This is a genomic window from Telluria sp. LT2P80, from assembly GCF_059685955.1.
This window is the reverse complement of the sequence record NZ_JCASIO010000005.1, coordinates 225,900-237,890: the sequence shown is the minus strand read 5'-3', so window position 1 is coordinate 237,890 and position 11,991 is coordinate 225,900. Positions and strand designations below refer to the sequence as shown.

Annotated in this window: 13 protein-coding genes; 4 read left to right on the top strand and 9 right to left on the bottom strand. The window is 63.1% G+C overall.

What is annotated here, in order from left to right; translation table 11 throughout:
* Window position 1: 1 nt before the first annotated feature.
* The 3 genes from carA to AC56LW_RS15240 all read right to left on the bottom strand — a co-directional run bounded on the left by carA (window position 2) and on the right by AC56LW_RS15240 (window position 2,748).
* On the bottom strand, window positions 2–1,165 hold the full coding sequence (gene carA, locus AC56LW_RS15250; protein ID WP_499635678.1) for a glutamine-hydrolyzing carbamoyl-phosphate synthase small subunit: 1,164 nt from the start codon (window positions 1,163–1,165) through the stop codon (window positions 2–4).
* A 243-nt stretch (window positions 1,166–1,408) separates the two neighbouring features.
* Window positions 1,409–1,819 (bottom strand): GlcG/HbpS family heme-binding protein, encoded by a 411-nt coding sequence (locus AC56LW_RS15245; RefSeq protein WP_499635675.1) that lies wholly within the window; start codon window positions 1,817–1,819, stop codon window positions 1,409–1,411.
* Between the two features lie 11 nt (window positions 1,820–1,830).
* A complete protein-coding gene (locus tag AC56LW_RS15240; protein WP_499635672.1) occupies window positions 1,831–2,748 on the bottom strand; it encodes a patatin-like phospholipase family protein in 918 nt (305 codons plus the stop codon).
* A gap of 199 nt (window positions 2,749–2,947) precedes the next feature.
* On the opposite strand from AC56LW_RS15240, the gene AC56LW_RS15235 reads away from it, so the two are divergent.
* The 4 genes from AC56LW_RS15235 to AC56LW_RS15220 are packed head-to-tail and all read left to right on the top strand — an operon-like array spanning window position 2,948 to window position 5,999.
* A complete protein-coding gene (locus AC56LW_RS15235) occupies window positions 2,948–3,673 on the top strand; it encodes a DUF4198 domain-containing protein (RefSeq protein ID WP_499635669.1) in 726 nt (241 codons plus the stop codon).
* A 57-nt stretch (window positions 3,674–3,730) separates the two neighbouring features.
* Window positions 3,731–4,018, top strand: a complete 288-nt coding sequence (locus tag AC56LW_RS15230; RefSeq protein ID WP_332530035.1) for a DUF3649 domain-containing protein — start codon at window positions 3,731–3,733, stop codon at window positions 4,016–4,018.
* Window positions 4,015–5,652: a PepSY-associated TM helix domain-containing protein gene (locus tag AC56LW_RS15225; protein WP_499635666.1), complete on the top strand. Its 1,638-nt coding sequence runs from the start codon at window positions 4,015–4,017 to the stop codon at window positions 5,650–5,652. The genes AC56LW_RS15230 and AC56LW_RS15225 overlap by 4 nt, the downstream gene beginning before the upstream one ends.
* Window positions 5,649–5,999, top strand: a complete 351-nt coding sequence (locus AC56LW_RS15220) for a DUF3325 domain-containing protein (RefSeq protein WP_499635663.1) — start codon at window positions 5,649–5,651, stop codon at window positions 5,997–5,999. Before AC56LW_RS15225 ends, AC56LW_RS15220 begins: the two co-directional genes overlap by 4 nt.
* 487 nt (window positions 6,000–6,486) lie before the next feature.
* Here AC56LW_RS15220 and phoR read toward each other — a convergent pair whose 3' ends face one another.
* The 6 genes from phoR to pstC form a co-directional block, all read right to left on the bottom strand.
* The gene (gene phoR, locus AC56LW_RS15215) at window positions 6,487–7,779 is read right to left on the bottom strand and encodes a phosphate regulon sensor histidine kinase PhoR (RefSeq protein WP_332530032.1); all 1,293 of its coding nucleotides are present in this window, start codon (window positions 7,777–7,779) and stop codon (window positions 6,487–6,489) included.
* An 18-nt stretch (window positions 7,780–7,797) separates the two neighbouring features.
* On the bottom strand, window positions 7,798–8,484 hold the full coding sequence (locus AC56LW_RS15210; protein ID WP_183551095.1) for a response regulator: 687 nt from the start codon (window positions 8,482–8,484) through the stop codon (window positions 7,798–7,800).
* A 2-nt stretch (window positions 8,485–8,486) separates the two neighbouring features.
* Window positions 8,487–9,188: a phosphate signaling complex protein PhoU gene (phoU, locus tag AC56LW_RS15205; RefSeq protein ID WP_183551093.1), complete on the bottom strand. Its 702-nt coding sequence runs from the start codon at window positions 9,186–9,188 to the stop codon at window positions 8,487–8,489.
* 71 nt (window positions 9,189–9,259) lie between these two features.
* Entirely contained in the window at window positions 9,260–10,048 is a 789-nt protein-coding gene (pstB, locus tag AC56LW_RS15200) for a phosphate ABC transporter ATP-binding protein PstB (protein WP_258837575.1), read from the bottom strand.
* Between the two features lie 36 nt (window positions 10,049–10,084).
* Entirely contained in the window at window positions 10,085–10,945 is an 861-nt protein-coding gene (gene pstA, locus AC56LW_RS15195) for a phosphate ABC transporter permease PstA (RefSeq protein ID WP_183551089.1), read from the bottom strand.
* A 1-nt stretch (window position 10,946) separates the two neighbouring features.
* Window positions 10,947–11,969, bottom strand: a complete 1,023-nt coding sequence (gene pstC / locus AC56LW_RS15190) for a phosphate ABC transporter permease subunit PstC (RefSeq protein ID WP_332530031.1) — start codon at window positions 11,967–11,969, stop codon at window positions 10,947–10,949.
* Window positions 11,970–11,991: the final 22 nt, after the last annotated feature.

The window sequence follows — 11,991 nt, the reverse complement described above, 5'->3', positions numbered from 1 at the left end:
ATTATTTTTTCTCCGCTGCTTGCATCAGGCCGATGAAGCGGTCAAACAGGTAGGCGACGTCGGTCGGCCCAGGCGAGGCTTCCGGGTGACCCTGGAAGCAGAACGCGGGTTTGTCGGTACGCTCGAAACCCTGCAGCGAGCCGTCGAACAGCGACACATGCGTGACGCGGCAGTTTGCCGGCAAGGTGGTCGGATCGACCGCAAAGCCATGGTTCTGCGACGTGATCAAGACCTTCTTGGAATCGAGGTCCTGCACCGGGTGGTTGGCGCCGTGGTGGCCGAACTTCATCTTCATGGTCTTGGCGCCGGAGGCCAGCGCCATGATCTGGTGACCGAGGCAGATGCCGAAGATGGGGATACCTTTTTCGATCAGCTCGCGCGAGGCGGCGATGGCGTAGTCGCATGGTTCCGGGTCGCCCGGGCCATTGGCCAGGAAGATACCGTCCGGGTTCAGCGCCAGCGCGTCGGCGGCGGTGGACTGCGCCGGCAGCACGGTGACCTTGCAGCCGCGCTCGGCCAGCATGCGCAGGATATTGCGCTTGACGCCATAGTCGAAGGCGACCACGTGGTACTGGGGATTGGTCTGCTTGCCGAAGCCTTCGCCCAGCTTCCATTCGGTTTCGGTGAACTCGTATGGCGCTTTCACCGAGACGACCTTGGCCAGGTCCATGCCGGCCAGGCCAGGGAACGAGCGCGCCAGTTCGAGCGCTTGCGCGGTCGATGGCTCGGCGCCTTGCGCAGCGGTGAGGATCGCGCCGGCCTGGGCGCCCTTCTCACGCAGGATGCGGGTGAGCTTGCGGGTATCGATGCCGGCAATCGCGACGACGTTCTCGGCCTTCAGGTAGTCGCCGAGCGACTGCGTCGAGCGGAAGTTGGACGCCAGCAGCGGCAGATCGCGAATGATGAGGCCCGCGGCATGCACTTTCGATGCTTCCACGTCGGTCGTGTTGACGCCATAGTTACCGATGTGCGGGTAGGTCAGCGTGACGATCTGACGCGAATAGCTCGGGTCGGTAAGGATTTCCTGGTAGCCGGTCATAGCGGTGTTGAACACCACTTCGCCGGTCGTGTGACCGACGGCGCCAATGGAATAACCTTTGAAGATGGTCCCGTCGGCAAGGGCCAGAATGGCCGGAACAGAGGGGCCGGAAAAGAATGGCGGCAAGGGCAACTCCCGTAAAAGTTGCCGTAGCTGCGCCACGTCAGACCGACATCCAGCTAACCCCGCTGCACTGCTTGCGCCGGGTGTTGGAGGTCATGTTGAATGAGGGTTGGTGGGTATGCGCTACGGCGAAGTTTGAATTAGATAAACTTCCGAATTATAGCGCGTACAACGGCATTCGGCAATGCGGCGTTGCAGCAAATACGGGCGCCGATGATGCAAAAATCATGCGCCCGTACGCTCGATTTACGCCGCGCCCAGGGCGGCAATACCGGCTTTGGCGATCTGCACATCCTCGTTCGATTTCACGCCCGACACGCCGACCGCGCCGATCACGTGGCCATCGACGATGACGGGCACGCCGCCCTCGAGCATGCCTTCGAGCTTCGGCGCGCTGAGAAACGACATGCGCCCGCCATTGATCACGTCTTCATACACCTTGGACTCACGGCGGCCGAGCGCGGCCGTGTTGGCCTTGCTGGGTGCGATGTGCGACGAGATCGGCGGCGAGCCGTCCAGGCGCTGCTGCCACAGCAGGTGGCCGCCATCATCGACGATGGCGATCGACACGGCCCAGCCGTTGGCAAGGGCTTCGGCTTCGGCGGCAGCGCCGATCTGTTTGGCGTCCGCCAGGGTCAGGTAAGGTTTGGTGTTCATCGTGGGCTTTCTCAGGGAACTTGCTGTTTGAGTTTCAGTTTGGCCTTGATTTGCGGCATGACGGCGGCGGCGGCCTGCTCGCCCGCCAGGATGGCCAGGTTGCGGCCACCGAAATCGCTCGAGCCCATATTGCCCAGGGCCGGCGTGATGACGATGTCGGCATCCTTGAGCTCGAAGTGGTTCAGGCGCTGGCCCATGATCGAGAAGGTCTGCATCAGCACGTCGAGCGAGCTGGCCGTGGCAGCGCCCTCGGTCGCGCTCGAGATATTGACCGCGATGATGAAATCGGCGCCCATGTCGCGCACGTAGCGCACCGGCACCGGTGCCACCAGGCCACCATCGACGTAGCTCTTGTTGCCGATGACGACTGGCTGGAACACGCTCGGCACGCTGGATGACGCGCGCACGGCCATGCCCGTATTGCCGCGGCTGAACAGGATCGGTTGGCCCGTTTTCAGGTCGGTGGCCACGGCGCCAAAGCGCAGCTTCAGCTTTTCAATGGGCACGTTGTTGACGGCCTTGTTCACATAGCTCTGCAGCGCCTCGCCTTTCAGCAGGCCCGTCGATTTGCTGAACAGCGGCAGCGCCCAGTCCGAGATGGTGGCCTCGTCCATGGTCATGGCAGTCTTTTGCAGCGCAAAGCCGTTCACGCCCGACGCATACAGCGCGCCGACGACGGAACCGGCGCTGGTGCCGACGACGATTTCCGGGTAGATACCCTGGGCTTCGAGTGCCTTGATGACGCCGATATGGGCGAACCCGCGCGCGGCGCCGCCACCGAGGGCCAGGCCGATACGAATTTTCTTGGGAGGCAATGGCGCCGCCTTGGGGGCGGCAACGGGAGTGACGGGAGCCGGGGTCGGGGTGCTGCCGCAGGCGGCCAGCAACAGCGCGGCGCAGGCCACGAGGGAAGTACGTCGAGAGAGCATAGAGGAGGCCGATAAGAACGAGGCACGATTGTACATCGGCGCGTTCTTGATGACATGCCTGGGCGGGCACGACGGCAAGCTGGTTATTTGGTCCGCTCGGAGCAGTTGCAAAAATGTTTTGAAATGAGAATGATTCGCATTATAATTCCTGTCGCATTACTGCCCGTCTAATCCGATCAACAACCACAAAGCGCTTACCATGACCAATATCCTGCTCTCCTCCCTCGTCGCCATGCTGGTCGCAGCGCCTGCCGCACAGGCCCACCAAATCTGGTTCGAGCAGGACGGCAAGGCGGTCAAGCTGCAGTTCGGCGAGTTTGCCCTGAACCAGCGTGAAACCACGCCGGGCCTGCTCGACAAGTTTGGCGCTCCGAGCGCGACGCTGCTGGGCGCCAAGGGCGAACGCACACTCAAGCTGGACAAGACGGCCAAGGGTTACCTGGTCAGCGGCGCCACGCCGGCGGCGGGTGACGCGATCGTCGCCGAAGACAATGCCTACCCGAGCTGGGAAACAGATGAGAACGGCAAGAAACTCAACCACATCTGGGTGCCGGCCGCGCGCATGGCCACCAGCTTCGCTGCGCAGCAGCCGAAACTGACGCTCGACCTCGTCCCGACGGGCAAGGCCGGCGAATTCAAGGTGTTCTACAAGGGCCAGCCGTTGCCAAAAGCAAAGGTCAATGCGATCGTCCAGAGCGGCTGGGCGAAAGAAGCGGAGTCGGATGACAGCGGCGTCGTCAGGTTCGACATGCCATGGAAAGGCCTGTATGTGCTGGAGACCGAGCACACCGACAAGACGGCGGGCGAGCGTGCCGGCCTGCAATACGCGACGTCGAGCTACACCACGTCGCTGAGCGTCGTGCAGCCAAAAGGCATCGCAGCCGTCGCGGCTGGTCCGGCCATGGCCCCAAGCGCCGATCACTGATCCGGCTGACCGTGTATCCAGTGATGCCATCCGTCGTCTGAAGAAAGGCCCGGCTTCATGACCACGACCACCTGGCGCTACCGTGGCGGCGTCACCGCCCGCGCGGTGGCCGCGATCGGCGGCGGCTACGTGCTCGCCGCGCTTGCCGGCGCACTGATTGCGCTGGCCCTGCCGCTGCCACGCGCCGATGCCGTCACCATCGCCACGCTGCTGGCGTTCGTCATCTATCCCTGCGTCATCCTGTGGGTCTTTGCCACGCGCAGCGCGCTGCACGCCTGCGTCGGGGTGGCTGTGATGTGCGCGAAGCTGTGGATGATTTTGTGGCTGGTCGGAGGAACGGCATGAAGGACGGCTTGCGGCAATCGATGGCATGGGTGCATACGTGGGCTGGCCTGCTCGTGTGCTGGCTGCTGCTGCTGGTGTTCATGGCCGGCACGGCGGCGTATTACCGGCACGAGATCACGTTCTGGATGAAGCCCGAGCTGCACGCGGCAGCCGCTGCGCCGGCCACGCTCTCCCCGGCGCAGTCGGCGCAACTGGCCGTGCGCACGTTGCAGGAGCGCGCACCGGGCGCGACGCGCTGGACGATCGACCTTCCCGATGAGCGCAATCCGCTGATCCAGGCTGCCTGGCAGAATCCGCCGAAAAAAGACATGTCGCGCGCAGAGCGCCGCAATGCGCTGCGTGACCAGAATGTCACGCTCGACCCGACGACAGGCCTGCCGACGGCCAAACCGCGCGATACCCGTGGCGGGGACTTCCTGTACCGCCTGCACTTTGATCTGCACTACATGCCGGCGATCTGGGGCCGCTGGATCGTCGGCATTGGCGCGATGTTCATGCTGGTGGCGATCATCAGCGGCGTGATCACGCACAAGCGCATCTTCAAGGACTTCTTCACGTTCCGGCCAAAGAAGGGCCAGCGTTCGTGGCTGGACGCGCACAACGCGACCGCCGTGCTGGCGCTGCCATTTCACCTGATGATTACCTACACGGGCATTGTCACGCTGATGTTCATCTACATGCCCGCGCCCACCAAGGCGCTGTACGGCGACGAGCAGAACACGATGTTCAGCGACGTATTCGGCAACTTCGAGCGCGGCAAGCCGGCGGACATCGCCGCGCCGCTGGCCGACATCGGGCCGATGCTGCAGCAGGCCGAGCGGGCATGGGGCGTGACGCCGTTGCGCGTGGCGATCAGCCATCCGAACGATGCGGCCGCGCGCGTGGAATTGTATCGGCCATCGGGCCAGCAGTTATCGAATCTCGAGCCGGCGATGACGTTCGATGGCGTCAGTGGCGCTCTGGTGTCGGCAACGCCGCCGTTGAGCACGGCGCTGGCCACGCGCGCCGCCATCTATGGCATGCACCTGGCGCACTTTGCCGATCCGCTGCTGCGCGCACTGTTCTTCGTGTGCGGCCTGGCCGGCAGCGCGATGGTCGCCACCGGCGCGCTGTTGTGGGGCGTGCGGGAGCGTCAGTCGTACGCCAAGATCGTGGCCAACGGCGGACGCGTCGGCTTCGGCGTGCGCCTGGTTGACGCACTGAACATCGGCGCCATTGCCGGCCTGCCGATCGCGTTTGCCGCGTTCTTCTGGGCTAACCGCCTGCTGCCGGTGGACATGGCGCAGCGCGCCAGCGCCGAAGCCAACTGGTTCTTCATCGCCTGGGGCGCCGCCGCCCTCCTTGCCCAGATCCGGCCGACACGCGCGATGTGGCGTTTCCAGCTAACGGTGGGCGCGGTGCTGTTGGCGGGCATCCCTGTGCTGAACGTGTTCACGACCAATTCACACCTGGGCGTGTCGCTGTTCGGCGGGCCGGGCCTGCGGCCAGTGGCGGCGTTCGACATCGTCGTCCTGATGCTGGGCGCATTGCTGGGCTGGGCCGCCTGGTGGCTGGGACACAAGGCCAAACAGAAAGCAGCGAAAAAACAGACGGCGGCTGACGCCGGATCGACCTCGACCATGGAGCCCGTATGAGCATGCTATTTCTCAGCAGCGTTTCCCTCGCCTTCAGCGCATTCGCCGCCAAAGGCATCGTGATGGACCGCCACTACGCCGACCTGCACGGCCGCGGCAAGGAGCCGGCGCCAGCGCTGAGAATGCGCATGCGCACACTGGCCTGGCTGGGCCTGGCACTCTCCTTTGCCGCCTGCATCGCCGCACGCGGCTGGCACGTCGGCCCGGTGCTGTGGTGCGGCGTCCTGTCGGTCGCGGCCTGGACCGTCGCCGCCATGCTCCAATACGCCCCCCGCAAAGTCGCCCAAGGCGCCTGGATCGGCATCCCGGCAGCCGCCCTGACCACCGCCCTCCTCCTGCTGCACTAACAATCAGGAACAATTAGGGTCAGAGTCGAATTGTTGGCCAATTTCCCACTCGCACGACGACGTTTTACCGCCCCTCAATTTCCTAGCCTCAGCTTACCCAAAAGACAATTAGGGTCAGAGTCGAATTGTTTGACAACTTTCGAAGTTGCTCATTAATTCGACTCTGACCCTCATGTTTTTCGGGTCAAAAAAGCCGAAAAAAGTACCTCCATATATTGAGCGATTGCTTTGCTTGCTCGTGCCCATCGTTCTAGTCGAAATCAATTGTTCTTCTCACCAAAACGCCGAAAAAACAATTAGGGTCAGAGTCGAATTGTTTGACAACTTTCGAAGTTGCTCATTAATTCGACTCTGACCCTCATTGTCCCAAACAAACGTTTCCGTACAATTTGTGATCAACCGGACGATCTCCCCGGCATGTCACAAAGTTATCAACCAATTCGACTCTGACCCCAATTGGAAGGCAATTGCTTTAGGTGTTGGAGGGTTACGCTGGTAGCGAGGTGTTCGGGAGCGTGGCGGCGAAGGTGCTGCCTTTGCCGGGTTGTGAGGTGATCGTCAGCTTGCCGCCGTGGCGCAGCAGCACGTGCTTGACGATGGCCAGGCCCAGGCCCGTGCCCTGCGTTTCGCGCGAGCGGCTCTTGTCGACGCGGTAGAAACGCTCGGTCAGGCGCGGGATGTGTTCCGGGTCGATGCCGATGCCGCAGTCGGTTACCGCAAACGCCAGCGCGTCGGGGCCGCGTGACCAGGCCAGGCGAATCGTGCCGCCATTGGGCGAGTAGCGCACGGCGTTCGACGCCAGGTTGGCGAAGGCGCTGCGCAGTTCTTCCATGCTCCCCATCACGTCCGGGCCATCCACCGCCACCTCGATCGTGTGCCGGCCGCCCGACAGCGCGCGTGCTTCAGCGGCGATCGATTCGACCAGAATCTTGATATCCACCCGCTCGCGCTTGAGCGGAAATTCGTCCGACTCCAGCCGCGACAGGGTCAGCATGTCCTGGATCAGCCGCTGCATCCGCTGCGCCTGCTCGGTCATCAGGCTCAGGTGCGCCGTACGCGTGGTCACGTCGAGGCCCGGATCGGCCATCGCGATTTCGAGGAAGCCCACGATCACCGTCAGCGGCGTGCGCAATTCGTGCGAAGCGTTGGCGATGAAGTCGCGCCGCATCGCTTCGATCCGTTCGGTGTCGGTCGCATCGTGCGTGACCAGGATCTGGCGCCGGTTCTCGAACGGGATGATGCGGCATTCGATCTTGCGGCCTCTGAACGCCAGCGTCAGCGGCTGCTCGTAGCGGCCCAGAATGATGTAGTCGATGAAGTCGGGATGGCGCACCAGATTGGTCACGCGCAGGCCCTTGTCGCGTTCCATCGTCAGGCCCAGATGGCGCTCGAGCGCAGGATTGCACCATTCCAGGAACAACACGTCGTCCATGATCGCGACGCCTTCCGGCAGCAGGTGCATCGCCTGGCGGAAGCGGGCCAGCCATTCCGTGAGTTCAGCCTGGTGCTTCTTGTCGTCGCGCCGCAGGTGGTACAGGCGCGCGAACGCTTCGGTCCAGGCGCCCCAGCCATCCGGCAGGCGCGTCTCTTGCGGATGCTCGAGCCATTCGCCCAGCTTCTGCAGATACGACAGCTGGACGATGATGGCCGTGACGGTGGCGGCCAGCGCCAGCGACAGCCCGGCCACCAGCCCCATCCACCACCAGACGAGGCCCGCAAAGGCAAACAACAGCCCCAGGCGCAACAGCGCCGGGACCCAGAACAGCAATTTGGGATTCATCGCGTCCTTCGACACAGACTATTTTTCGGACAGCATGTAGCCAACGCTGCGCACCGTGCGGATCAGGCCATCGGCCGATTTCAGCGCCTTGCGCAGCCGCAGCACGTGCACGTCGACCGTGCGCTCTTCGATCACCGCATGGTCGCCCCACACCTTGTCGAGCAACTGGGCGCGCGAAAACACGCGCTCGCGGTGCGCCAGCAGGTACTTGAGCAGCTTGTATTCGGCATTACCGATGTCGATCTGCTGGTTCTCGACCGTCACGGTGCAGCTGTTCGGATCGAGCGTCACGCTACCGGCGCGCAGCGGCGCCTCGGCCAGGTGCGGGCTCTTGCGGCGCAGCAGCGCGCGCGAACGGGCCAGCAGCTCGCGTGGCGAGAACGGCTTGGTGATGTAGTCGTCGGCGCCGCTGTTCAGGCCCGCCAGCTTGTCTTCTTCCATGCTCTTGGCGGTCAACATGATGACCGGCAGCTCCTGGAAGTCGCGGTCGGCGCGCAGGCGCGACAGCAGGCGCAGGCCGCTCTGGTCGGGCAGCATCCAGTCCAGCAGCAGCAGGTCGGGCTTGCCCCGGCTGATGCTGTCCCAGGCGCCGGCCGCCGTATCGGCCGTGCGGATTTCCCAGCCTGCTTCGCGCAGCGAATAAGTCACCAGCTCGACGATCGCCGGCTCGTCCTCGACCACGAGGACGGAGGTGGTGTCAGCCATGCTCACAGTACCGGCGGCTCGCCGAGCGTCGGCTTGCTGTGGCGGATGTCGCGGCCTTCGACCACGTAGATCACGTACTCGGCGATGTTCTTGGCATGGTCGCCGATACGCTCGATGGCCTTTGCCACCCACAGCGTGTCGAGCGCCGACGAAATCGTGCGCGGGTCTTCCATCATGAACGTGACCATCGTGCGCAGGATGACGCGGAACTCGTGGTCGACCACTTCGTCGCCCGCGATGATCTGCAAGGCCTGCTTGCCGTCCAGGCGCGCGAACGCGTCGAGCGAATCGTGCAGCAGTTCGGACGTCGCCTTGGCGATCGTGCGGATCATGTCGAAATGGGCAAAGCCCGTCGCGCCCCGCTCGTGCAGGCTTTTCGCCGTGCGCGCGACCTTGGTCGCTTCGTCGCCGATGCGCTCGAGGTCGGTGATCACCTTGATGGTGGCCATCACGGTGCGCAGGTCGTTCGCGGTCGGCTGTCGTTTCACGATCAGGTGGCTGCAGGCGTCGTCCAGCGCGACTTCAAGCTGGTTGACAGCCTGGTCTTCGGCCATCACGCGCTCGGCGCGCGCGATGTCGCCGATGCGGAAGCATTCCAGCGCTTCTTCGAACTGGGTTTCCACCATGCCGCCCATCAGCAAGACCTGGGAACGGATCCCTTCGAGTTCCTGGTCGTACTGCTTGGATGAATGCTCGCCTGTCATACAAACTCTCCGTCAATATTCTTGTGAAGCCGGACCAAGTGGGCCGGCCGATAAAGTCTCAGCCTGTTCGATCAACCGAAACGGCCGGTAATATAGTCTTGCGTTTCCTTGCGCGCCGGCTTCATGAAGATCTGGTCGGTCTCGCCGAATTCGACCAGCTCGCCCAGGTACATATAGGCGGTGTAGTCGGAGCAGCGCGCGGCCTGCTGCATATTGTGGGTCACGATCGTGATCGTGTAATCCTGTTTCAGTTCGCTGATCAGTTCTTCGATCTTGGCGGTCGAGATCGGATCCAGGGCCGAGGTCGGCTCATCGAGCAGCAGCACGTCGGGCTTGACTGCCACGCCGCGCGCGATGCACAGGCGCTGTTGCTGGCCGCCCGACAGCGACAGGCCGCTCTTGGACAGCTTGTCCTTGGCTTCTTCCCACAGCGCCGCCTTTTTCAGGGCCCACTCGACGCGCTCGTCCATCTCGCCTTTCGACAGGTTTTCGTACAGGCGCACGCCGAACGCGATGTTGTCGTAGATCGACATCGGGAACGGGGTCGGCTTCTGGAACACCATGCCGACCTTGGCACGCAGCATGTTCACGTCAACGCCTGCGTCGAGAATATTGCCGCCGCGGTACATGATCTTGCCTTCGGCGCGCTGGCCCGGGTACAGGTCGTACATCCGGTTGAGGGTGCGCAGCAGCGTCGACTTGCCGCAGCCCGACGGGCCGATGAAGGCCGTCACCTGCTTGGCGTGGATGTCGAGGCTGACATTCTTCAGACTCTGCGTTTTACCGTAAAAGAAGTTCAGGCCTTCGATTTCGATCGTCTTGGCTTTGGCCGCAGCCGGGGTCGGAGTCGTATTGAGCATGGCTTGGTTCATCACTTTATCGTTTATCAGAGTGAATTAATTCGGGGTTTTTTGGCTGAACAGCGTACGCGACAGAATGTTCAGCAACAACACGGTCGTGGTCACCAGCAATGCACCGGCCCAGGCCAGCGAGCGCCAGTCGTCATACGGGCTCATGGCGTAGGTGTAGATCACCACCGGCAGGTTCGCCAGCGGCGCATTCATGTCATGGCTGTAGAACTGGTTGTTCAGCGCGGTGAACAGCAGCGGCGCGGTTTCACCCGTGACGCGGGCGACAGCCAGCAGCACGCCGGTCACGACGCCGGCCTTGACAGCGCGCAGGCGCACCGTCAGGGCGACCTTCCAGTGCGGCGCGCCCAGCGCATAGGCTGCTTCGAGCAGGCTCGGCGGTACCAGGCGCAGCATATTGTCGGTGGTGCGCACGACGACCGGGATGGCGATCAGCGACAGTGCGATCGTACCGGCGTAGCCCGAAAAGTGCTGGACCTTGGCGACGTAGATCGCGTACACGAACAGGCCGATCACGATCGACGGGGCCGACAGCATGATGTCGGTCACGAAGCGCGTGACTTGCGCGAACTTGTTGTTCTCGCCGTATTCAGCCAGATAGATACCGGCCAGGATGCCGACCGGCGTGCTGATGAGCGTCGACAGGCCGACCATCATCACGCTGCCGAGAATGGCATTGCGTAAGCCGCCGCCAGGCGTGCCCGGGGCTGGCGTGTCAGCCGTGAACAGCGTGGCCGACAGGCCGCCCAGGCCGTTGTACAGCAGCGTGAACAGAATCCAGGCCAGGAAGGCCAGACCGATGCCCATCGCGCACACCGACAGCGTGATGCCAATGCGGTGCGCCAGCAGGCGACGGCGATACACCGGGTTCTTGGTAGCAGTGTTCATCTTATTTCGTACCTTCGTTACGGGACATACCGAGCAGCATGATCTTGGCCGCCGACAGCACGATGAACGTGATGCCAAACAGGATCAGTGCCAGCGCAAACAGCGACGACGAATGCAGCGTGCTGGCCGCTTCGGCAAATTCGTTGGCGAGCGTCGACGAAATCGAATTACCCGGCGAGAACAGCGAAGCCGACAGCGAGTGCGCGTTACCGATCACGAACGTCACGGCCATCGTCTCGCCGAGCGCGCGGCCCAGGCCCAGCATGACGCCACCCACCACACCGTTGCGGGTATATGGCAGCACGACCTTGCGCACCACTTCCCAGCGGGTGCAACCGAGGCCATACGCCGATTCCTTCAGCACGGTCGGCACGATCTCGAACACGTCGCGCATCACCGAGGCGATGAACGGGATGATCATGATTGCCAGAATCAGGCCGGCGGTCATGATGCCGATGCCCATCGTCGGGCCCTGGAAGATGACGCCGATGACCGGCAACTGGCCGATGGTTTCCTTCAGCAGCGGCTGCACGTGGTCGGCGAACATCGGCGCGAACACGAACAGACCCCACATGCCGTAAATGATCGACGGCACGCCGGCGAGCAGTTCGACAGCGGTGCCCAGCGGGCGGCGCAGCCAGGCCGGGCAGATTTCGGTCAGGAACAGCGCGATGCCGAAGCTGATCGGAAACGCGACAGCCAATGCGATGATCGAGGTGGCCAGCGTGCCCCAGATGGCGATCATCGCGCCAAACTCGTCGTTGACCGGATCCCACTCGACGCGGGTGATGAAGCCCGGGCCAAACTGCGAGAACGCCGGCGCGGCGCCGATGGCCAGCGAGATGATGATCCCGATCAGCACCGCCAGGACCGTGGCAGCAAACAGCAGCGTGATTTTGTGGAAGAAGAAGTCCTGGATGCGCTGGTTGCGCATCGTCGTGCGCAGTGCAGCGTAACGGCGGGCGTCTTCGGCTGCTGCCTTTTCAGGCAGATCCTGCACGGACAAGGATGGGTGGGCGCTCATATGTGTGGAAGACTCGCTATAA